The sequence below is a fragment of the Kocuria carniphila genome (assembly GCF_004136555.1).
In the GTDB taxonomy this organism is placed as follows: Bacteria; Actinomycetota; Actinomycetes; order Actinomycetales; family Micrococcaceae; genus Kocuria; species Kocuria carniphila.
The window spans coordinates 1-20,519 of record NZ_NOIT01000006.1 but is presented as its reverse complement, the minus strand read 5'-3'; the positions used below and the strand labels follow the sequence as shown (position 1 = coordinate 20,519).

19 protein-coding genes and 1 tRNA gene are annotated in these 20,519 nt (G+C 63.7%); 9 read left to right on the top strand and 11 right to left on the bottom strand.

Annotation, left to right across the window (positions count from 1 at the left end; translation table 11 throughout):
• Window positions 1–58 precede the first annotated feature (58 nt).
• Window positions 59–661, top strand: coding sequence for a TIGR03085 family metal-binding protein (locus tag EWV37_RS05545; RefSeq protein WP_095796942.1), 603 nt, complete (start codon window positions 59–61; stop codon window positions 659–661).
• 113 nt (window positions 662–774) lie between these two features.
• Here the strand turns inward: EWV37_RS05545 and EWV37_RS05540 are convergent, their stop codons facing one another.
• Complete coding sequence (locus tag EWV37_RS05540) at window positions 775–1,281, bottom strand: ferritin (protein ID WP_095796943.1); 507 nt, start codon at window positions 1,279–1,281, stop codon at window positions 775–777.
• Between the two features lie 175 nt (window positions 1,282–1,456).
• On the opposite strand from EWV37_RS05540, the gene EWV37_RS05535 reads away from it, so the two are divergent.
• Both EWV37_RS05535 and EWV37_RS05530 read left to right on the top strand, forming a co-directional pair.
• A tRNA-Thr gene (locus EWV37_RS05535) sits at window positions 1,457–1,533 on the top strand.
• A gap of 78 nt (window positions 1,534–1,611) precedes the next feature.
• Window positions 1,612–2,427 carry a methyltransferase domain-containing protein gene (locus tag EWV37_RS05530; protein ID WP_129700349.1) on the top strand — a complete coding sequence of 272 codons (816 nt, stop codon included), beginning with the start codon at window positions 1,612–1,614 and terminating at the stop codon, window positions 2,425–2,427.
• A 9-nt stretch (window positions 2,428–2,436) separates the two neighbouring features.
• Here the strand turns inward: EWV37_RS05530 and adhP are convergent, their stop codons facing one another.
• Together adhP and EWV37_RS05520 are read right to left on the bottom strand one after the other, a co-directional pair.
• Window positions 2,437–3,462 (bottom strand): alcohol dehydrogenase AdhP, encoded by a 1,026-nt coding sequence (gene adhP / locus EWV37_RS05525; protein ID WP_129700347.1) that lies wholly within the window; start codon window positions 3,460–3,462, stop codon window positions 2,437–2,439.
• 160 nt (window positions 3,463–3,622) lie between these two features.
• Window positions 3,623–4,498, bottom strand: coding sequence for a DsbA family protein (locus tag EWV37_RS05520; RefSeq protein WP_129700345.1), 876 nt, complete (start codon window positions 4,496–4,498; stop codon window positions 3,623–3,625).
• A gap of 193 nt (window positions 4,499–4,691) precedes the next feature.
• Between EWV37_RS05520 and EWV37_RS05515 the strand changes: the two genes are divergently transcribed.
• From EWV37_RS05515 to EWV37_RS05505, 3 genes are read left to right on the top strand one after another with little or no spacing between them, the layout of a single operon-like run.
• Window positions 4,692–6,245 (top strand): alpha,alpha-trehalose-phosphate synthase (UDP-forming), encoded by a 1,554-nt coding sequence (locus tag EWV37_RS05515; RefSeq protein ID WP_095796947.1) that lies wholly within the window; start codon window positions 4,692–4,694, stop codon window positions 6,243–6,245.
• Window positions 6,226–7,029, top strand: coding sequence for a trehalose-phosphatase (gene otsB / locus EWV37_RS05510; RefSeq protein WP_095796948.1), 804 nt, complete (start codon window positions 6,226–6,228; stop codon window positions 7,027–7,029). The genes EWV37_RS05515 and otsB overlap by 20 nt, the downstream gene beginning before the upstream one ends.
• A 1-nt stretch (window position 7,030) precedes the next feature.
• Window positions 7,031–8,311, top strand: a complete 1,281-nt coding sequence (locus EWV37_RS05505) for a DUF4032 domain-containing protein (protein ID WP_129700343.1) — start codon at window positions 7,031–7,033, stop codon at window positions 8,309–8,311.
• Window positions 8,312–8,405: 94 nt separating this feature from the next.
• On the opposite strand, the gene EWV37_RS05500 is transcribed toward EWV37_RS05505, so the two are convergent.
• The 7 genes from EWV37_RS05500 to EWV37_RS05470 all read right to left on the bottom strand — a co-directional run bounded on the left by EWV37_RS05500 (window position 8,406) and on the right by EWV37_RS05470 (window position 15,992).
• Entirely contained in the window at window positions 8,406–9,359 is a 954-nt protein-coding gene (locus tag EWV37_RS05500; protein WP_129700341.1) for a transporter substrate-binding domain-containing protein, read from the bottom strand.
• Window positions 9,360–9,367: 8 nt separating this feature from the next.
• Window positions 9,368–10,201 (bottom strand): amino acid ABC transporter ATP-binding protein, encoded by an 834-nt coding sequence (locus EWV37_RS05495; RefSeq protein ID WP_095796951.1) that lies wholly within the window; start codon window positions 10,199–10,201, stop codon window positions 9,368–9,370.
• Entirely contained in the window at window positions 10,198–11,154 is a 957-nt protein-coding gene (locus EWV37_RS05490) for an amino acid ABC transporter permease (RefSeq protein ID WP_129700339.1), read from the bottom strand. Before EWV37_RS05490 ends, EWV37_RS05495 begins: the two co-directional genes overlap by 4 nt.
• A gap of 163 nt (window positions 11,155–11,317) precedes the next feature.
• Entirely contained in the window at window positions 11,318–11,911 is a 594-nt protein-coding gene (locus EWV37_RS05485; RefSeq protein WP_095796952.1) for a TetR/AcrR family transcriptional regulator, read from the bottom strand.
• A 2-nt stretch (window positions 11,912–11,913) separates the two neighbouring features.
• Entirely contained in the window at window positions 11,914–12,729 is an 816-nt protein-coding gene (locus EWV37_RS05480; RefSeq protein WP_129700337.1) for a ferritin family protein, read from the bottom strand.
• Between the two features lie 3 nt (window positions 12,730–12,732).
• Window positions 12,733–14,991 (bottom strand): HAD-IB family hydrolase, encoded by a 2,259-nt coding sequence (locus tag EWV37_RS05475; RefSeq protein WP_095796954.1) that lies wholly within the window; start codon window positions 14,989–14,991, stop codon window positions 12,733–12,735.
• Window positions 14,992–15,092: 101 nt separating this feature from the next.
• On the bottom strand, window positions 15,093–15,992 hold the full coding sequence (locus EWV37_RS05470) for a hypothetical protein (RefSeq protein WP_129700335.1): 900 nt from the start codon (window positions 15,990–15,992) through the stop codon (window positions 15,093–15,095).
• A 90-nt stretch (window positions 15,993–16,082) separates the two neighbouring features.
• On the opposite strand from EWV37_RS05470, the gene EWV37_RS05465 reads away from it, so the two are divergent.
• Genes EWV37_RS05465 through EWV37_RS05455 form a run of 3 tightly spaced genes read left to right on the top strand, consistent with a single transcriptional unit; the run spans window position 16,083 to window position 19,481 of the window.
• Window positions 16,083–16,865 carry an SDR family NAD(P)-dependent oxidoreductase gene (locus EWV37_RS05465; RefSeq protein ID WP_095796956.1) on the top strand — a complete coding sequence of 261 codons (783 nt, stop codon included), beginning with the start codon at window positions 16,083–16,085 and terminating at the stop codon, window positions 16,863–16,865.
• A gap of 4 nt (window positions 16,866–16,869) precedes the next feature.
• Window positions 16,870–17,775 carry a lysophospholipid acyltransferase family protein gene (locus EWV37_RS05460; protein WP_095796957.1) on the top strand — a complete coding sequence of 302 codons (906 nt, stop codon included), beginning with the start codon at window positions 16,870–16,872 and terminating at the stop codon, window positions 17,773–17,775.
• 29 nt (window positions 17,776–17,804) lie between these two features.
• On the top strand, window positions 17,805–19,481 hold the full coding sequence (locus EWV37_RS05455) for an FAD-binding oxidoreductase (protein ID WP_129700333.1): 1,677 nt from the start codon (window positions 17,805–17,807) through the stop codon (window positions 19,479–19,481).
• 30 nt (window positions 19,482–19,511) lie between these two features.
• On the opposite strand, the gene EWV37_RS15795 is transcribed toward EWV37_RS05455, so the two are convergent.
• Window positions 19,512–20,396 carry an AMP-binding enzyme gene (locus tag EWV37_RS15795; RefSeq protein WP_238663083.1) on the bottom strand — a complete coding sequence of 295 codons (885 nt, stop codon included), beginning with the start codon at window positions 20,394–20,396 and terminating at the stop codon, window positions 19,512–19,514.
• Window positions 20,397–20,519: the final 123 nt, after the last annotated feature.

Sequence of the window (20,519 nt, the reverse complement as noted above, 5' to 3'; positions counted from 1 at the left end):
AGCACCCTGCCCGTCTACCGTGGAAACTGACCGTACGCACCGCTAGAACGGATGATTCATGACTAATTTCGCCAATGTTGAACGTCGCCACTTGGCCGCTCTGCTACGCCGCGTGGGTCCCGACGCCCCCACCCTGTGCGAGGGCTGGAACGCGCGCGATCTGGCGGTCCACCTGGTGATTCGCGATGGCCGACCCGACGCCGCCGTGGGTATTTTCGCGCCCAAGCTTCCGGTGCTGGGTTCCCACTTCAAGACCGTCGAGAACAAGTACAACGACATGCCTTGGGAAGAGCTGGTCGACCTGGTGGAGCGCCCGCCGCTGCACTCCCCCGCACGCTGGTCCCCAGTGGACAAGCGCATGAACACCGGTGAATTCTTCGTCCACCACGAGGACGTGCGCCGTGCCCAGCCGCAGTGGCACGCCCGCCAACTGCTCCACGACGAGCAGAAAGACCTCTGGAACATCCTCAAGCTTATGGGCCCCGCCATGTTGCGTAAGGAGTCCAACTCCGTGGTGTTGTTGGCCAATGGTTTCGGTGCCGTCCGCGGTGGCAAGCGCTCCGCGCGCCACGTGGACCTGGTTCGCGGCGAGCCGTCCGAGTTGCTGCTGTGGGCCTTCGGCCGCCAGGAACAGGCGGACGTGGACATCACCCAGGAGTAACGCACTCCACCGTCACGATCCCTGTGCTGGGGAAACGCTGATGGCATAGCGAAAGGCCGGCACTACGATTGCGCAGTGCCGGCCTTTTGTCGCTCAGCCCAAGCTCGATCGGGCTAGGCGACGGTGGGCGCTTTGCGGGAACCGAGTTCGGCATCCAAACGAAGCAGACCCGGACCGTCGTTGTGGACCAGACGCACCTGATCGCAGATACCCTCGACGGTAGCTTCTTCCTCGACCTGTTCGCTGATGAACCAGTGAAGCAGCGGCATGGAGTCGATGTCTCCTTCTTCCTGCGCCAAGCGGTACAGGTTACGGATGGACTCGGAGACCTTGCGTTCGTGGTTCAGCGCGGATTCGAAGCAGCCCAGAACGGATTTGTCCTGGATGTCGGGTCCGGCCATGTCACCGATCTGCGGGTCTCCACCGCGGTCGACCATGTGGTCGATGAACTTCTCGGCGTGCGTGATTTCCTCGGCGGCCTGGGCTCGGAACCACTTGGCGAATCCGGGCAGGCTGGCAACGTCCATTTCAATGGCAAGCTGGCGGTACACAACCGTGGCCTGCAGCTCCATGGTGATCTGGTCATTAATGGCTTCGGCAAGTTTTCCCTTGATTTCCATGATTGATATGAAACCACGTTTGAGTGTCGCCCGATAGTGAGTAATTCCTAACTAAGTACGGGCGTCCTTAGTGGTTCAGCTGTCCCGACCATCGGGACACGGTTCGTCCGTCAGGGAGTTGTCCAGTAATATGGAGCGGTCCCAGCACCGCGCCATCACGCACGGCGACGGGCACGCCCCCTTAGCTCAGATGGCCAGAGCATCTGTCTTGTAAACAGAGGGTCGCCGGTTCGAATCCGGCAGGGGGCTCCACCACCGAACTGCCCGGGTGCTCGTCTCAGCATCCGGGCAGTACTTTTCTCCGGGACGGCCACCCGGTAAACCGCTTACATGAGCTTCTACTCCCACGGACACTCCCCCTCGGTCCTGGCATCTCACGGCACGAGGTCGGCCGCGGATTCCGCCGCGTATCTCGTGCCCGAGTTGTCCCCGGGGATGTCCCTGCTCGACATCGGCTGCGGACCCGGCTCCATCACCTTGGACCTCGCGGAACTGGTTGCGCCGGGGCCGGTGGTCGGCACCGACCAGTCACCAGCTGCCGTTAATTCCGCCGCCGACGCCGCTCGCGCGCGGCACTCGTCCAACGTCACCTTCATGACCGCCGACGTCTACGCCCTGCCCTTCGAGGACGAGAGCTTTGACGTGGTACACGCCCACCAGGTGCTCCAACACCTGCCGGATCCTGTGCTGGCCCTCCGAGAAATGTCCCACGTGTGCAGACCTGACGGCGTGATGGCGGTGCGGGATGCGGACTACGCGTCCATGGCCTGGTTCCCGGAATCCCCCGGTTTGAGCAGGTGGCTGGAGATTTACCGAGCCATGGCCCGAGCCAACCACGGCGAGCCCGATGCCGGGCGGCACCTCAAATCCTGGGCCCGCAAAGCTGGCCTGCGGGAAGTGCGGGTCACTGCGTCGTCGTGGTGTTATGCCACGGAGGAGGGAACCCGTTGGTGGGGTGACTCGTGGGCGGCACGGGTACGAGCGTCGTCGTACGGGAGCAGAGCCGTGGAACTCGGCTTAAGCACGCCCGCTGAACTCGACGAAATATCTGAGGCCTGGGAAAGCTGGGCGGGAGAGCCGGACGCGTGGTTCGCGATGCTGCACACCGAGATCCTGGCGCGCCCGGCCCTTCCCACAGCTAAGTAAGCGCGCGACCTACTGGTACTTGATCACCACGCGACCGTCGATCTTGGCGTGGTGCATTTCGTCGAAGATCTGGTTGATCTCGCCGAGTTCACGGGTGTGGAACGTGGGATGGATCAGGCCGCGGGCGTAGAAGTCCAGGGCCTCCTCCATGTCCTTACGAGTGCCCACGATGGAACCGCGAATCGTGAGTCGTTTGAGCACGATGTCGAAGATCGGCGCGGGGAACTCTCCCGGTGGCAGGCCATTGAACACGATGGTTCCCTTGCGGCGAGTCATGCCGATCGCCTGCCCGAACGCATCCGGATGAACGGCCGTGACCAGCACGCCGTGGGCGCCACCGATCTCCTTCTGGATGGCTTCGGTCGGATCCGCAGCAAACGCGTTCACCGTGACCTCCGCACCGTGCTTCTTGGCGAGCGCGAGCTTGTCGTCCGCGACGTCCACCGCAGCGACCCGCATACCCATGGCCACGGCATATTGGACGGCCAGGTGGCCCAGACCACCGATGCCCGAGATCACGACCCATTCACCAGGGCGCACCTCGGTCTCCTTGAGCCCCTTGTACACGGTCACGCCGGCGCACAGCACCGGAGCCACCTCGTAGGGGTCCGCGCCCTCGGGAATCCGCGCGGCAAACTTGGCGTCCACCAGCATGTATTCGCCGAATGAACCGTTCGATGAGTACCCCGAGTTGGTTTGCTCCTCACACAGGGTCTCCCAGCCGGCCCGGCAGTACTGGCAGTTGCCGCACGAACTGCCCAGCCAGGCGTTGCCCACCAGGTCGCCCTCCTTGAGGTCATCCACCCCTTCGCCCACGGCGACCACGGTGCCGACACCCTCGTGTCCCGGGATCAGCGGGAGGGTGGGTTTCACGGGCCAGTCCCCCTGGGCCGCGTGGAGATCGGTGTGACACACACCGGATGCAATCAGTTTGACGAGCGCCTGCCCCGGACCCGGTTCAGGAACCTCTACGTCGTCGATAGTGAGTTCGTCACCGAAGTTGTGAACTACTGCTGCCTGAAATGTCGAGCTCATCCTCATGCTCCTTTGCACGGTGCCGTCGATGAAACCGCCTCAGCGGATTTTCAGTCTATAAGACCCGCATCACGGTCTCAACGGAAAAACGGGCCCGGCACCGTGTGGTGCCGGACCCGCTTCAGTGATTGGAGTCGCGCGTCAAAGACTTAGCGAGGGGTCACTTCTTCTCTTCGAGTGCGTCGTTGAGGCCCTTCTCGAAATCGTTCTGGGACACACGCTCACCGTCGACGAAGATGGTGGGGGTTCCGGCGATTCCATTGGCCATGGATTCCTGGGCCATGATGTTGATCATGGGACGGTAGGTGTTCTCGCCCAATTGGTCGGCCGTCACGTTGGCGCCGTGCTTGGACGCGATCTCGGCGAGCTCATCATTGCTCAAGCCGCCGGAACCCTGGTGAGAGAACACTTCCTGCACGTAAGCCAGGTACTGCTCGGGATCGACTTGCTCGGCCACCAAGTAGGCGGCGTTGGCTGCTCGCGAGGAATACGCGTCGGGGCTGCCGCGGTCCAGGAAGTTCAAGTTCCGGTGCTCGAGAGTCACGTCACCGGAGAGCACCTTCTCCTCGATCTGGTCACCGAACTGCTCCTCGAAATCGGCGCAGTGCACACATTCGAAGTCCTGGAAAACCACCAGTTGCACGGGCTCGCCGTTGTCCTTGGCCTCGGTGGCGTTCACGACGCCCGGAGGTGTCTTGGACTCGTCCACGGACTCGGGAGCCTCGGGCACATCGTTGATGTCCCGTTCGTCCACGTCCGACGTGTCCTGCAGGATCTGCGACTCGTTGAGCTGGATGCCGCCGTACTGGTTGGCGCTGGCGGGCACGGGTCCGGCCTCGGGAATCGTGTTCTTGTTGTTCTGCCAGACCACCAGCGCAATGATCAGTCCGATCACCAGCAGCAGCGCAATGATGCCCGCGATCAGGCCCTTGGGCTTGCCATTGGACCTACGTGCCTCGCGATCCGCGATCTGGCGGGCACGTTCGCGCGCCTGATCAGCGGTCGACGATCCGGCCGTGTTTTTCTGGGAAGCCATGGGGTCCGTGATTCCTTCCGATCAAATGATGTGTCACGTTCAGATTACCCGGACCCCGCGGTCACAACGATTCAGGGGTTGTCCAGAAAATGGTCGCTTCACATGCGGTCGCACTCCGACTGCCCGATCGAATCGTTAGTACGCAACCTTAGAATGGATGCGGACCCGATCCCGTGGGCGGAAGGAGCTCGTTGTGCTTGCAGACCAATCCGATCACCAGGTGGAGGTACCCAGAGACGGGTACGACTTCGTGGTGGTCTCCAACCGACTTCCCGTGGACCGCGACATCGACGACAAAGGCGAGAGCACATGGCGCCGCTCACCGGGTGGTCTGGTCAGCGCATTGGCTCCGGTCATGGCCAAGCGCGACGGCGCCTGGGTCGGCTGGCACGGCGCCCCGGACGAGACACTCGAGCCTTTCGACCACGACGTGTTCCATTTGGTTCCCGTGGGCCTGTCCGAGCTCGAGGTCGAGCGGTATTACGAAGGGTTCTCCAATGCCACGCTCTGGCCGCTCTACCACGACGTGATCGCCCCGCCCGAGTTCCACCGAACCTGGTGGTACGCCTATCGACGCGTTAACGAGCGTTTCGCGCGGATGGCTGCAGAGACGGCTGCTCCCGGGGCCACGGTGTGGGTCCAGGACTACCAACTGCAGTTGGTTCCCCGCATGCTGCGCAAGCTCCGCCCGGACGTCACCATCGGCTTCTTCAACCACATCCCCTTCCCTCCCACGGAGATCTACTCGCAATTGCCGTGGCGCAAGGCGGTCCTGGAGGGCCTCACCGGGGCGGACCTGATCGGATTCCAGCGTCCCGGCGACGCGCAGAACTTCCAGCGTTGCGTGCGCAAATTCCTGGGGGTGCGCTTCACCAACGGCGCCGCCGACTTCTCGGAGGCGGCCATCGCCGACGACGCCGCCGCGGCGTCGTCGTCCGAGCCCGGCCAGGAAACGAGCGGGGCTGGGGAGCAGGACACCACGTGGACCGTTCACGCTGCGGCCTACCCGATTTCCATCGACGTCGAGGCGATCCGGGAGCTGGCTTCGGACCCGGAGACCAAGAAGCGTGCCAAGGAGATCCGACAGGAACTGGGGAATCCGGAAACCATCTACCTGGGCGTGGACCGACTGGATTACACCAAGGGCATCCTGCACCGCATCAAGGCTTACGGGGAGCTCCTCGAGGACGAGAAAATCACCGTGGAGAACTCAGCGTTGATCCAGGTGGCCAGCCCGTCCCGCGAGCGCGTGGACTCCTACATCCAGCTGCGTGAGCAGGTCGAGGGCATGGTGGGCCGGATCAACGGTCAGTTCGACACCATGGCCCACACGGCGGTCCGCTATCTGCATCACGGCTATCCGTTCGAGGAAATGGTGGCCCTGTACATGGCGGCGGACGTCATGCTGGTGACCGCGCTGCGAGACGGTATGAACCTGGTGGCCAAGGAGTACGTGGCCGCGAAGCAGGACCGCTCCGGTGCCCTGGTGCTTTCCGAGTTCACCGGTGCGGCTGAGCAGCTCAAACAGGCGATCCTGGTCAATCCGCACGATATCGACGGGCTCAAGGAAGCCATGCTCTACGCCCGCGACATGCCCGGTGCCGAGGCCAAGAAGCGCATGAGTTCCATGCGTCGTCAGGTGCTCACCCACGATGTGGTGGATTGGTCCCAGCGTTTCTTGGAGGACCTCGCCACGTACGGCCAGCAATCGGCAGGAAGGGAATCCGATGACCGAAACTCTCAGTGATGCCCTGAGCCGCGCCGCGGGCGCGGATCATTTGTTGATTGCTTTGGATTTCGACGGCACGCTGGCACCCTTCACCGAGGACCCCGCCGATTCCCGGCCCCTCCCCGAGGCTCGAGAGGCCTTGGACGCGCTGGCCGGACTGCCGCGCACCACGGTGGCGATCATTTCCGGACGCCCCCTGGAGTTCTTGCGGGAGGTGGTCGATCCCGCGCGCCGCATGGTGCTGTCCGGTTCTCACGGCGCGGAAATGGATCTCGCTGCCCTGCCCGATCTGCCGGACGACGCCGAACACGACATCCATCTGACCGCCGAGCAACTGGATCTGCTGGACCGCGCCGTGGACGCGACAGAGGAGATGGTGTCCCGGTACCCCGGTTCCCGCGCCGAACTCAAACCCGCCGGGGTGTGTTTCCACACCCGTCCGATCAGGGACCCGCGGGTCTCGGAACAAGCGTTGGAGGAAATGAATCGCGCCTATTCGGAGCTGCAGGGTTTACGGATCACTCCCGGACAGCAAGTGGTGGAGTGCTCCGTGCTGAGCGCCACCAAGGGTGATGGACTGCGGATCATCCAGGCCGCGGCGTCTCCGGACGTCACGGTATTCGCGGGTGACGACGTCACGGATGAGGACGCCATGGATCTGCTGACCGGGGAGGATCTCGGGATCAAGGTGGGCGAGAAGGAGTCCGTGGCTACGCAACGGGTGAGCGGCCCGCAAGAACTTGCCGACGTTTTGAGCGTTTTTGCCGACCAACGAGCACGTGCGGTGACTAGCATCAAATGACATGAACGCCTCCCCGGCACCAGCACCACTCGGCTTACCCACCCCCACAGGTTCCCGACGGGTCTCGATCAACACCGCATTCCCCGACCCCGCCCTGTTGGACCTTCCCTGGCACATTCCACTCGAGGAGTGGCCACCCGAGGTTCTGGCCGCCTATCCGCGCGGGATCTCCCGTCACGTGGTGCGGTTCGCTCACGTTGGCACGAAAGTTGTCGCGGTCAAGGAGACCACGCCCCACTACGCCCAAAGGGAGTATGGGTTGTTGCGACGATTGCTGCGCATGGGTACGCCGTCGGTCACGCCGGATTCGGTGGTGACCAATCGGTTCACCGAAGAGGGTGAACCGTTGCCCGCCGCGCTCGTGACGGATCATTTGAGTTTTTCCCTCCCCTACCGGGCCATTTTCGAGCAGGTTCCCTCCCCGCAGACGGTCGAGTTGCTCGTGGACGCGCTGGCTTCACTGATCGTTCAATTGCACCTGTCGGGTTTCTACTGGGGCGACGTCTCGCTCTCGAACACGCTGTTCCGCCGCGATGCCGGTCATTTCGCCGCCTACCTGGTGGACGCCGAAACCGGCGAGATCTACGACCAGCTCTCCCGCGGCCAACGCGAGTACGACATCGAACTGGCACGCACCAACGTGGCCGGGGAAATCATGGACCTGCTGGCCGGTGAGCACATGCAGGAGCGCTTGGAAGAGGTAGGGCTGACCCCGGAGGACGTCGATCCGTTCGAAATCTCGGACCGATTGGTCAGCACCTACAACAACCTGTGGGAAGAACTCACGGCGGAGGAAAGCTTCGCCCTGGACGAGCGCTGGCGCGTGCAGGCTCGGGTGGAACGACTGAACGAACTGGGCTTCGACGTCGAGGAAGCTTCCCTCGAATCCGATGACACCGGTCAAGTGCACCTGCGTCCCCGGGTGGTCGAACCCGGTCACCACTCGCGGCGACTGCTGCACCTCACAGGTTTGGACACCCATGAGAACCAAGCCCGCCGTATCCTCACGGACATCGGCCAGTTCGGGCAGGCGCTGTATCCCGGACTGCCCGAAGACCTCACGGCGCAGCTGTGGATGCGTGAGATCTTCGTGCCCATCATGGAAGCGGTGCCGGCGGAAATGCGCCGGAAACTCGAATCGGCGGAGATCGTCCACGAGGTTCTGGAACACCGCTGGTTCATGTCGGAGAAGGCAGGGAAGGACATTCCCACCGAGAAGGCCGTCAAGGACTACGTGAAGTCACAGTTGTCATCACGGCCGGATGAAAAGGACATTTTCTAGCCCGCACCACCGGCAACCGGTCATCCAGACATCCTTACGCGCCGCCCCGATGGGCAACCATCGGCTGCCCCGCAGTGATGCAGCACCGAAAACGCTAGGGCATCCCGGTTTTCTCCGTGACGATCAGCGATTCGGAAAGGAACTCTTCTTCCAGTCCCCAGCGTTTGAGTGCCTGACGGTACTCACCGGAGGAGATCGCGGATTGCAGGGCCGCTTGGAACGGCCTGGCCAGCCCGGAGTCCTTGAGCGTGGTGGCCGCGACCAGCGTGGACTTGGGCCAGCCGGCGCTGATCTTTCCACGCACCTCAAGGTCATCGCGGGTGGCTGCGTAATAGGCCCCCGTGGGGAATGGCGACAGGTAGTAGTCGATCCGACCGGCCGCGAGTGCCAACACTGCATTGGTGTTGTCGAGATACAGGTCGAGGGCGGCCGGTTCCTTGCCCTGCGCGACCAGTTGATCGTTCCACGCCATGACGATCTTTTCCTGGTTGGTTCCCGGAGTGACGGACAGCTTCCGTCCCGAAATGTCCTCCGGTGAACTCACCACGGGCCCCTGACCCTTGCGCGCCAGGAACCCCATGTAGGCAGCACGGTAGGTCGCGAAGTCGTAGAGCTTGAGCCGGGGCTCGGTCACCCCCACGTTCGCAAACGCCGCGTGGTACTCGTTGGCACCCAACTTGAGCGGCCAGTTCTCCCACGAGGTGACCTGCGTATCGAGTTCCAACCCCAGCTTGTCCGCGATGAGGTAAGCCGTGTCCACCTCGGAGCCGATGGGTGTGACGTCGTCGGTCGCGCTGAAGGCCAGCGGAGGCGAGGTGTTGAGCACACCCACGGTGAGCACTCCCCCGGCCGCGATCTTCTCGGGCAGCAGGGCCTGCGCGGCTGAATCCACCTCGGAGCGGATTCGGCTGTTCTGTTCGGGGCTCAGATCGAATGGCACCCCGTCCTCACGGGTCGGCTGGGGTTGGTCGGGGTGGGTGCACGCCGTGAGGCCCAGCAGCCCCAAGCCACCGATTCCGGCCACACGCAACACCGTGCGCCGGTCCATGCCGCGGCTCACAGGTTGTACGCCGGTTCCAGGACCGACCCCAGAAACGCCCGGGTCCGTTCGTGCTTGGGCGAGGAGAACACTTCGCGCGGCGGCCCTTGTTCGACCACCAGCCCGTCGGACATGAAGATCACGGTGTCGGCGACGTCGCGCGCGAACCCCATCTCGTGCGTCACCACCAGCATGGTCACGCCTTGCGATGCGAGGTCGCGGATCACGTCCAACACCTCACCCACCAACTCGGGGTCCAAAGCGGAGGTGGGCTCGTCGAAGAGCACCACGGCCGGGTCCAGGGCGAGGGTGCGCGCAATGGCCACACGCTGCTGCTGCCCTCCGGACAGCTGCCGGGGGAAGGCGAGTTCCTTGTCCTCCAGGCCCACGCGCTTCAACAGGTCCCGGGCCTTGGCCCGCGCCTCCGTTTTGGACCGCCCCAGGGCCGACACCTGGGCCTCCATCACGTTGCCCAGCACGCGCAGGTGCGGGAACAGGTTGAACTGCTGGAACACCATGCCCACGTTGGTGCGCCGGCGCAGGATCTCCTTCTCGTGCAGTTCGTAGAGCTTGTCGCCGCGCTGTTCGTAGCCGACCATTTTCCCGTCAATGGTGATCCGGCCGGCGTCGATGTTCTCCAGGTGGTTGACCGTGCGCAGGAGTGTCGACTTACCGGAACCCGAGGGACCCAGAATGGCCGCGACCTCACCGGGCTTGATATCCAGGCTCACGCCCTCGAGCACTCGCACGTCCCCGAAGGACTTGTACACGTTCTCGATGACCACGTGCCCCTTGACCGGCCGCGCTGTCTGCTCGTCCGGAGTCTGTTGGTCGTTGGCGGTCGAACTCATCGCGTGCCTCCAATGCGGGAACGCAGCCGCTGCAGCGGGGTGGGCGGAAGGGTCCGCACCGCACCGCGGGCGAAGTGACGCTCCACGTAGTACTGAATGATGTTGAGCACGGTCGTGATGATCACGTACCACAGCGTGGCCACCAGCAGCATGGGGATGACCTCATTGGTACGGGCGTAAATCACCTGGATCGTGTAGAAGAGCTCGTTGTAGGCCAGGACGTAGACCACCGAAGTGCCCTTGACCAAGCTGATGATCTCGTTGAACGCCGGCGGCAGGATCGAGCGCAGCGCTTGGGGTAGCACGATGTGCGTGGAGCGGCGCCAGCGCGGAATACCCAACGACGCCGCCGCCTCCTGTTGGCCTTGATCCACCGCCAGGATGCCGCCGCGAATGATCTCTGCGGAGTAGGCGGCCTGGTGCAGCGTCAGCCCCAGTACGGCAGCACCGAATTTGTTGATGATGTCCGTGGTGGGGGCCTGGAAGAACGCCACATCCGTTCCTGGGATACCCACACTGATCACTTCGTAGAGGTAGCCCACGTTGTACCAGAGCAACAGCTGAACCAGCAGCGGTACGGAGCGGAAGATCCAGATGTAGAACCACGCGACCGAGGACAACAGCCCCGAACTGGACATCCTCATGAGTGCCAGGAAGAACCCGAGTACGAACCCGCCGACCGCCGCAATCGCGGTGAGGAGCAGGGTGTTGCCCAGTGCCCGAACCACGGACTCCGCGGTGAACCATTCGGCCACCACACCCCATTGCCACCGTGGATTGGTGAACAGGGACCAGACGATGCCGAACAGCACCACTGCGACCAGAGCGGTCCCGACCCAGCGCCAGGGATTTCGTGCTGGCACCACGGTCAAGGCCTCTGGCCGCTGCTGTGCCTCGGCGCGCTGCCCCGTGGGCTCGGTGTCCGCGGGTGCGGCGGGGGATGACGGTGTCACGAGATACTCCTGAACGATCACTGGTGGGAGTCACCGTTCGTAACGGTAACGACCTTCACGCTAGGAGGTTCACGGTCTGGACGCCGAAAAAGCAGACCCAAAACTTCATACTTGCAACACTCGTCACATATCCACCGGGTCAGAACCGATGGTGGACCGGCCGTCAAGCGCGCTCGACCACCACCAGATTCGTCAGCGTGGCGTGCACTCGCGCCGGCCAGTCCTGGCCCAGGCTGCCGTACCTCGCCACGTGGGCGTAGGACGCCCCCAGCATGAAATCGATGACCACGTCCAGGTCCACGTTCTCGCGGATCAGCCCGAGTTCCACGTCGCGTTGCAGCAGGCACCGGAGGATCTCCATGCGCGGCCTGATGATCTTGCGCCGCAGCACTTCCGACGTCGTGGAGTGGGGGTCTTGGAGCAGGGTCAGGGCCACGCCCTTGCCCAGGTCCTCGAACAGCACTTCGATGGCTTCACGCATGGTGTCTTCCCAGGCCCCGGAGCTGGGCGGGGCCGGCGGAAGGGTGGCGTAGACCTGCTCCAGCACCGCTTCCAACAATTCTTCACTGTTGCTGTAGCGCCGGTAAATCGATGTCTTGGCCACTCCGGAAACCACGGCCACCGCTTCGATCGTGACCTTCTGAGGACCGGATTCGCGCAGCAGCTTCAAGGCTCCCGCCAAGATCTTTCGATCCGTGCGAGCGGTGCGCGGGTCCGTGGCCGCTCCCCGTTCCGGCGTGGGTGTATCGACCACCATGGTCAGGCCGACACTGCTTCCGCCCGATAGGACTCTCGGGCGTGCGCCGTGGCGTTGTGGAAGATCCGCAGGCCGTCCATGCCCGGCAATTTGGCAATGTTGTGATCCAGCCGATCAATCTCGTGGGCGCCGTCCTTCCCGCCGAAGAGCTCACGCATCACGTGATCCACTTCGTCCGGGTCCATGACGCCGGAACCCACGGGCGCCCAGAATTTCCGCAGCGCGAACCGCGTGAGGCGCTGGGCCTTGCGGGAAGATTCCAAGCGGCGTCGGGCCTGTGTCGCGTAGAAAGCCACGTGACGCGATTCCTGCGCCGCGATCCGCTTGAGCAGAACCGCGAGCACCGGGTGCTTCTCCAGATCGGCCAGCCGCCGGTAGGCAGCGACCGCGGACCACTCATTGGCCGCGCCCCACGCCATGTGGGTCGCAATGAAGTCCGCGCCCACCATGTTGGACAACAGCGACTGTTTGAGCGGCTTGAGCGCCTCGGACCACCCGAGCTTCATGCGTTTGGCCTTGAGCTCGTCGTAGTCGACCACGATGCCGTGCAAGCCCAGCACCTCGGCGAGCGCCTCACCATGCCAATACTCCTCGCGGTTCCACATGGTCATGAACGTGGAGACGTCCCTGTCCTGGTGCGAGGGAGTCACCAACATGTCTCGCATGTAGCACACCGTGTGGTACTCCACATCGCACATGTACCGCAGGCAGCGCAGCGTTTTCTCGGGCAAGGGACGGGTGATGAATTCACCCATGTCCAGGTCAGCCCATTTCACTCGCTGCGAAGTCTCTGCGAACTTGTCGATGTTGAAGGCCATGACTCAGGCTTTCCTCCAGTCTTCGATGGGCCAGTGCGACTTCTTGGCACGGCGGTACAACGGAAGATCGGGATTCACGGCGTACGCGTGCCCGATCTGGGACAGCCAGCTGGCATCGGCCACCGAGTCGCCGTAACCGTAGGAACGGCTCAGGTCGTAACCGTTCTCCTCCGCGTAGCGCTTGAGCCACTGGGCACGGGCCTCGTCCACGAGCGGCGGGGTGGCCAGGTAGCCGGTGAGCTTGCCGTCGGTGACTTCCATGCGTCCGGCCACCACGTGGTCGAACAGATCCGCGATGGGGCTCACCAACAGGTCCAGGGAACCGGTGACCAGCACGGTGTGGTGGCCGGCCGCGCGGTGCTCCTCGATCCGTTGCAGGGCCCCCGGTCGCAGGCTCTTCTCCATGGTGCGACCCAGCGAACCGTTCATGAGCTCTTCCACGCGCTCCACGGAGACGCCCTCGTAGCGGCGCAGGAACGCGCGGATGAACTCACCGCGGTCACGGCGTTCCGCCTTCACGTAGGTGGGCGCGTTGCCGAGCAGCTCGGTGATCTCACCGGGCCACTGCACCGGGCTCAGCTCGCGGCGGCGCAGCTTGGCGTACTGGGTAATGATGTTCCCGGAGACCACGGTGCCCTCGAGGTCGAAGACCGCCACCACGTCCGTACCGGACTTGAGCCCCCGCGGGCGGGACTCTCGCTTGCGCGACGCCGCCTTGAGACGCCCGTAGGCCCGGGTCATTTCGGTGAGCGCGGGCAGGTGTACGTTCTGCCAGTAGTCGCGCCAGTCGATGGCGCGCGGGTCGAAGTGCTGGTCCTCGGGCGCGGACTCCGGGAGCGCCCGATCCAGCCGGCGCGTGTGGGTGTCGTCGAAGATCATTTCGGTGCGCGTGTAGTTCTGGTACAGATCCACGTAGGTGCGCAAGGAGCCCAGCCCGGTCTGCATCCGGTGCAGCGAGTTGGTCCATTCCCGGGTGCGTGCCGTGGCCGGCAGGACGGCGCTCAGTTTGCCACCGGCGGCGGCGAGCTTTTCCTTGAGCGCGAGCCCGCGCTCCACCGCGTTGTTGGCCGGGAACTTCCACACGGGAACCGTAATGGGGTTGCCGTTGGAGTCCTCGAGCGGCTGGGCCAGGAAGAACTCCCGCACGTTCTCGTACATCTGGTGGAACGGCAGCGGATTCGAGGCACCCGAGCACACCTGGTAGTAGGCAGCCTGCGGATCGATGTCCGTTTCCCCGGTCAGCTCACCCGACGGCGCTCGGTGACCTTGCGTCACCAGGGCCACGATCGCATTGACCACGAAATCCACCGGGATCACGTCCAACACGGAGTCAGGCAGCCCCGGGAACTCGGGCAGCGCACCCTTGGCGTAGGCCATGATGAGCGGGTCCGCCACCTTGTAGCCGTCGATCCAGCCCGGGAACGGGTACCGCAGGGCGGATTCAATGATGGCCGGGCGCACGATGGACAACTGGTGACCCACGCCGGCCCACTTCTCTTCCGCAACGCGCTCGCCCAGGGCCTTGGTGAAGGTGTAAATGTCGGTCCAACCCAGCGACTGTGCGCGGGTGCGGCCGTGGTCGACCAATCGCTCCTGAACCCAGGCCTGGCGAGCTTCCTCCGCGGCGCGAGCCACGGACTTGGGACCTTCCTTGCCGAACTGGGCGGTGGCCTTTTCGATGAAGGACTGGAGTCGCTCCGGGGAGCGGGATTCCACCTGCGCGGTGTCCGCGGCCCGGATGGCTGCCTCGAACTCCACATTCCAATCCACGCTGTGATCCACGGGGGCTTCCGGACGCAGGCCCTTGGCGATGCCTCCCACATAACACGTGGACACGTGGACCACGTGGGGGTTCTGACCCGTGGCACGCAGTGATTCGTACAGGCCGACGGCGCCGCCCACGTTGGTCTTGAACGCCTCATCGATGGGCGGGTCGAAGGACACGGTCGAGGCGGAGTGCACCACCACGTCGAACGGCTCGGTGATGCTCGCCAGACCGGTGAGGTCGCCCTCAAGAACGCTGGTGCGCTCGGCGAAGATTTCCTCGGCACGTTCCTTACCCACCGAATCGCGCCATGTCTTGAACACGGGCTTGCGCAGCAACTGCTTCAGACGAGCCTGGCCGGACAAGGAACCCTTGGGGCGGATCACCGCGGTGACGTGGATGTCGTCATGGCTGGACAGCAAACGCTCCAGAACCGCCTGCCCGAGGAACCCGGTGGCTCCCGTGAGCAGGACGCGTTTGGTGGTGGTCTGGGTCAACGGGTTCCTCCGAAGGTAGGGATGTTCTGACACGCGCGCGGCGTGAGGACGGGGACGGATGTTCGCCGACCCCTCTGGTTCAACAACTGGGGTTCAGCAACTTAGAAAAGAGCGTAGCGGTTCACTACTCCATCGCGTTCGAGGGCCCTGCGCAGCGGTTCGGTGCCCGCCGTTTCGGGCGTGCGTTGTAGCGGTTCATCGGCCTGCTGCAGCAGCAGATGAGTGTCGTGCACCGTGGGGCACACGCTCGCGATGAACTCGCGGAAGGCGTTCCGGGAAACGCCCACCGGACGCATCGGGTTGAATCCGAAGGACACGTAGCGACGGGCGAAGGCCGCGGCCCGCGGTGAGCGTCGAACACGCTCACCGGTTTCAACCGCGAAGAAGCGTTCGTGGACGCGCTTGAGCCGGACCACGCGCTGCAGGAGAGCCGAAAGTTCAGGGTGACCGGCGGCGTCGTCGAACGCCTGAATCGCTGCTCGCATGCTGGCCTCACGAGACCAGCCGCGCGCCATTTGCCCAGCGACGACATCCTCACCGAACAGATTGGTCCACACGGAATCGGTCATGGGGGCCAGGGTGTCCAGCGCCATTTCCACACGGTCCAGGAACAGGTGGTCGTGAACAACGGGTCCGGAGACGTCCTGTCCGTGGGCTTCGAGGATGGCCTGATAGGCATCGGCGATCCAGTGGCGCTCATAAGCCCACGTGGTCAGGAAGGCTGCGACGCGTGATTCCTTGTTCGTGTAGCTGACCACGACGTGTCGGACCTGTCCCATGGTCGAACGCTCCACGTCCCACAGGTACTGCAGGTCCCGGAGCCTTTCGGGGCTCAACGGGTGCTTTTGGAACGCACGCGTGTCGACCTCGGCGCGCAGACTGCCCTGGGCATCCAGGGTGAATTGCTGGACCTCGAAGGGAGTTCGCAGGACCAGCTCCTGGTCCGTGGGGCCGTACAACCTGCCCTGTCGGTGCAATGCCAGGTAGGGCTCCTCTGCCATTGTCCCTCCTCGAAAACTCCCGGCGAACGCGTTGGTCCGAGCGGGTCATGAACCCGAATCGCTACGCCTACCGTAGTGTATCTTAGTGGCATGCTTACCGCTCTTGTGACCGGTGGAACGTCAGGCCTGGGAGCCGCGTTCGCACGCTCGTTAGCCCGCAAGGGCTTCAACCTGATTCTGGTGGCCCGCAACGAAGATCGGCTCCGTGAAGTTGCCGATGAATTGGCCGGTGAGCACGGTATCCACGTGGAGATCATGGCTGCCGACCTGTCCGACCGTGAGCACGTGGAGCGCGTGGCCCAACGGCTGGCCGACACGACACGTCCTGTGGACCTGCTCGTCAACAACGCCGGTTTCTCGGTGGGCACACCTTTCCTGACTGATGATTTCTCCCCGCACGACGTGGGCGTGGACGTCATGTGTCGGACCGTGGCTGTGCTCTCCGGTGCTGCCGGGCGCTCCATGACGGAACGTGGAACGGGATGGATCGTGAATATTGCCTCGATCGCAGGCTGCGTCACCATGGGCGAATACTCGGCCATCAAGGCCTACGTCACGTCCATGACGGAATCACTGGCTGTCGAATTGCACGGGACGGGAGTGCGTGCCACCGCGGTCCTGCCCGGTTGGGTGCGCACGGAATTCCACAGCCGCGCCGGGATTGCCGGTTCATCGATCCCCAATTTCATGTGGCTCGACGCGGACAGCGTCGCGGACGAGGCCCTCGCCGACGTCGCCCGGGGCAAGGTCCTTTCGATCCCCACCCTCCGCTACAAGGCCGTTTACACGACCCTGCACCACCTTCCTCGCCCCGCGGTGCGCTGGATCTCCCGGCAAGTCTCCGGGGCCCGCAAGCGCGAGAAGAAGGCCTGATCCCATGGCACCGGAAGACAACCAGTCTGATCCTCCCCAGCACGAGGGCAGCCGCTCTCACGGCAAACATGCCGGTCAGCCGGTCGAGCAGCCGGATTCTCTTCAGGGCGAGGGCGTCCGTCATCGCGGCAAACACTCCCGCCAGCCGGTCGAGCGCCCCCACATCATGGAGTCCCTCGAGGGCCCCGTGGCACAGGCCGACCCCGCTCCCCCTGCCCCGCCTGCGGATTCAGCCAAAGTCGGTACCGCTTACTACACCCATGCCGGTCGCAGGATCGCTCGCAAGGTTGCACAAACGGTCTTCTTCAGGGGCCTGGTCAACCGGCTGATCACCCGCACCAACGTGGTGGATCCCGCCGCGTACGGTGTCAAGGGTGGCTGCGTGGTCGTGGCCAATCACTCGAGCCACCTGGACGCTCCTCTCGTGATGAGCGGCGTTCCCCACTACATCTCACGTGACCTGGCCACGGGCGTGGCCGCCGACTATTTCTTCACGGCCTGGTACAAGAAGCTGTTCACTCAGCTGATTTTCAATGCATTCCCGATCGACCGCACCGGAACCGGCGCCAACCGTGGGCTGTCCAAGAAGTTGCTGGCCGCGGGGATACCCATCCTGATCTTCCCGGAGGGAACGCGGTCCAAGACCGGCAAGATGGCGCCGTTCAAGGTGGGAGCGGCCAGTCTGGCCCACTCACTCGAGGTGCCCGTGGTACCCGTGGCATTGATCGGCGCTCACGAGGCCATGCCCAAGGACTCGAGCTGGCCTCGTCCCGGTAGGCCACCCGTGGTCGTGGCTGTGGGAGCGCCCCTGCGCGCCCGCGGAAACGAAACAGTCACGGGGTTCAACGAACGCATCGAGGCAGCGGTTCGCGCACTGTACGCTTCGAACCGAAGCAAGATTCAGGACTGAACACCCCCGAGGAAAGAGGTCGCACAGCAGTGGCACACGTAAAACACCAGAAATGGTGGGGCTGGGGCGAAGAAGGCGTTTTCTTCAACTACGAGAACAAGCCGGCGTTCGCACCCTTCGTCAAAGAAGCCATCGGAGTGACGCTGCGCCCGCGTGAGCGGGACACCGTGGATTTCTCCACCGCAAACGTTCCCGCGTCCAAGGCTCCGGACAGTGTTCTCGAGCTGCTCCGGGAGATCAACGGCGCGGATAACGTCAGCACTGACGACGAACTGCGCGTCATCCACTGGGCCGGCAAGTCAGTTCTAGAGCTTCTGCAGACCTTGCGCAACGATTTCCACCGTATCCCGGACGTCGTCGTCTACCCCGGCACCGAGGACGAGGTTACGGCCCTCATGCGCGCAGCGGTCGAATACGATCTCGTGCTCATTCCCTTCGGCGGCGGCAGCAGCATCTCGCGCAGCCTCCAACCGGATCCGGCCGAGGAGCGTTGCATCGTCTCCGTGGACCTCGGGCGACTCAACAAGGTCCTCGAGATCGACGAGACCTCCGGGCTTGCCACCATCCAGGCCGGCGTACTCGGCCCGGACATGGAGGAACAGCTCAACGCCCGCGGTTGGACCCTGGGCCACTTCCCCGATTCATTCACCTACTCCACGCTGGGTGGCTGGGCGGCAACTCGCTCCTCCGGCATGCAGTCGGACAAGTACGGTGACATCGCGGACATCATCCGTGGGCTCCGCATGGTCCGAGCCACCGGCACCGTAGTGTTGCGGCCCTTGCCGTCCACGTCTACGGGACCGAGCTTGCGCGAAATGATCATCGGCTCCGAGGGCCGACTGGGCATCATCACTGAGCTCTCCGTTCACGTTCATCGTCTGCCCGAGAAGCACCAGGTCATCGCCTACATGTATCCCACGTGGCAGCAGGCGCTCACCGCCGTCCGGCAGTTCACCGAGGCGGAGATCCCGTTGGCCTTCGCCCGGGTTTCGGACGCACACGAAACCGCATTTTCGCTCGCCACACAGAAGGCGCCGACGTCGCCCAAGAGCAAGCTCGCGGCCAAGGGCCAGGATGCTCTCTGGGCAGTGATGCGCAAGCGGGGCTGGGACACCGACGACATGTGCATCTCCTACGTGTGCTTCGAGGGCTCCCCCAAAGACGTGGAGTCTCGCAAGAAGGCCGTGGCCGGCATTGCCAAGAAGAACGGGGCCATTGTGCTCGGTTCGGGCCCCGGCGCACTCTACGACCAGAAGAAGTTCGACACCCCGTACCTGCGAGACTTCCTACTCGAGCAGAACACCGTGGGTGACGTGTCCGAGACTGCCGCGCCCTGGTCCAAGCTCACTACCGTCCACAAGGCCGTGTACGACGCCGCTGAACGCGCCTACGCGTCGATGGGCAAGAAGGGGTGGATCATGTCGCACATGTCCCACTCCTACCATTCTGGCGCGTGCCTGTACTTCACGTTCGGGTACGTCTACGACGACGAGAATCCCTACGACGAGTACCACACCGTCAAGAGCGCCATCCAGCAGGCCTTCATCGACAACGGGGGCACACTGTCCCACCACCACGGTGTGGGTCTGGAACACCAGCCGTGGATGGAACAGGACATCTCCCCCGAAGGCGCCAACATCATGCGCGCTTTGTTCTCCAGCACTGACCCCGGCAACAACTTGAATCCGGGGAAGGTCGTCTCCTAACTCCGCGTTCAGAGGGCTCCGTTCCACCGGTCATTCCGTGGGACGGGGTCCTCGCGCTGTGTAGGACTGTGCCGTTCGGGCATACCAGTCCAGAACCTCCGCATCCTCAGTGGTCGCCCGATTCAGAGTGCTCGGATCTGCACCTTGGAAGAGCTTCTTGACCGGGATCTCGAGCAACTTTCCCGTGCGTGTTCTCGGAACAGCAGGGGCCTCAATGATTTCGTCCGGCACATATCGCGGCGAGATGTGTTCACGGATTGCGGTCACAATATTCGCCTTGAGCTCGTCGGAGAGCGCACGGCCGGGCTCCGGAACCACGAAGAGGGGCATGTAATAGTCACCTCCGGCGAGCTCGGCTCCGATGACCATGGAGGCCGATACTCCGGGCACCTGGTCCACCACGTGGGTGATGTCAGCAGATCCCATGCGGATACCACCACGGTTGATGGTGGAATCTGAGCGACCGTGCACCACGAACGTGCCCTCCTTCGACTGAGTGACCCAGTCCCCGTGTCGCCATGTCCCGGGGTACATATCGAAGTACGCCGCCCGGTACCGAGAGCCGTCCAGATCGTTCCAGAAATAGACCGGCATGCTGGGCATCGGCTTGGTGATGACCAGTTCACCCACCTCGTCCCAGACGCGCTCACCCTGGGCGTTCCAGGCTTGGACGTCCACGCCCAGGTAAGGCCCCATGATCTCGCCCCGGTGCACGGGTTGGAACGGGTTGGAGCCGATAAAGGCACTGGTGATGTCCGTACCTCCCGAGTCCGAGCCCAGCCGAACATTGTCCGATACGGATTGATAAACCCAGTCCCACGTGGAATCGGGTAATGGCGATCCCGTCACCAAAATGGATCTGAGGGCCGAAAAATCCTCTTGAACGTTCGGCACCACGCCCGATCTCTCCACCATGGTCAGAACCCCGGCACCCGTGCCGAAGAATGTGGCCTTGTTCTGACCTGAGTTGGCTCACGACCTGGGGCTCTGCGGCATGGCGGGGCTGTGACCTGTGGTGATGCTGTCGGATTGGGGCGG

Coding starts and splice junctions, on each gene's coding strand:
- EWV37_RS05495 (WP_095796951.1), bottom strand. CDS start 10,201: ATGAGTTCGACCGCCAACGACCAACAGACTCCGGACGAGCAGACAGCG.
- adhP (WP_129700347.1), bottom strand. CDS start 3,462: ATGAGCTCGACATTTCAGGCAGCAGTAGTTCACAACTTCGGTGACGAA.
- otsB (WP_095796948.1), top strand. CDS start 6,226: ATGACCGAAACTCTCAGTGATGCCCTGAGCCGCGCCGCGGGCGCGGAT.
- EWV37_RS05500 (WP_129700341.1), bottom strand. CDS start 9,359: ATGGACCGGCGCACGGTGTTGCGTGTGGCCGGAATCGGTGGCTTGGGG.
- EWV37_RS15795 (WP_238663083.1), bottom strand. CDS start 20,396: ATGGTGGAGAGATCGGGCGTGGTGCCGAACGTTCAAGAGGATTTTTCG.
- EWV37_RS05545 (WP_095796942.1), top strand. CDS start 59: ATGACTAATTTCGCCAATGTTGAACGTCGCCACTTGGCCGCTCTGCTA.
- EWV37_RS05460 (WP_095796957.1), top strand. CDS start 16,870: ATGGCACCGGAAGACAACCAGTCTGATCCTCCCCAGCACGAGGGCAGC.
- EWV37_RS05540 (WP_095796943.1), bottom strand. CDS start 1,281: ATGGAAATCAAGGGAAAACTTGCCGAAGCCATTAATGACCAGATCACC.
- EWV37_RS05530 (WP_129700349.1), top strand. CDS start 1,612: ATGAGCTTCTACTCCCACGGACACTCCCCCTCGGTCCTGGCATCTCAC.
- EWV37_RS05505 (WP_129700343.1), top strand. CDS start 7,031: ATGAACGCCTCCCCGGCACCAGCACCACTCGGCTTACCCACCCCCACA.
- EWV37_RS05480 (WP_129700337.1), bottom strand. CDS start 12,729: ATGGCCTTCAACATCGACAAGTTCGCAGAGACTTCGCAGCGAGTGAAA.
- EWV37_RS05520 (WP_129700345.1), bottom strand. CDS start 4,498: ATGGCTTCCCAGAAAAACACGGCCGGATCGTCGACCGCTGATCAGGCG.
- EWV37_RS05470 (WP_129700335.1), bottom strand. CDS start 15,992: ATGGCAGAGGAGCCCTACCTGGCATTGCACCGACAGGGCAGGTTGTAC.
- EWV37_RS05485 (WP_095796952.1), bottom strand. CDS start 11,911: ATGGTGGTCGATACACCCACGCCGGAACGGGGAGCGGCCACGGACCCG.
- EWV37_RS05465 (WP_095796956.1), top strand. CDS start 16,083: ATGCTTACCGCTCTTGTGACCGGTGGAACGTCAGGCCTGGGAGCCGCG.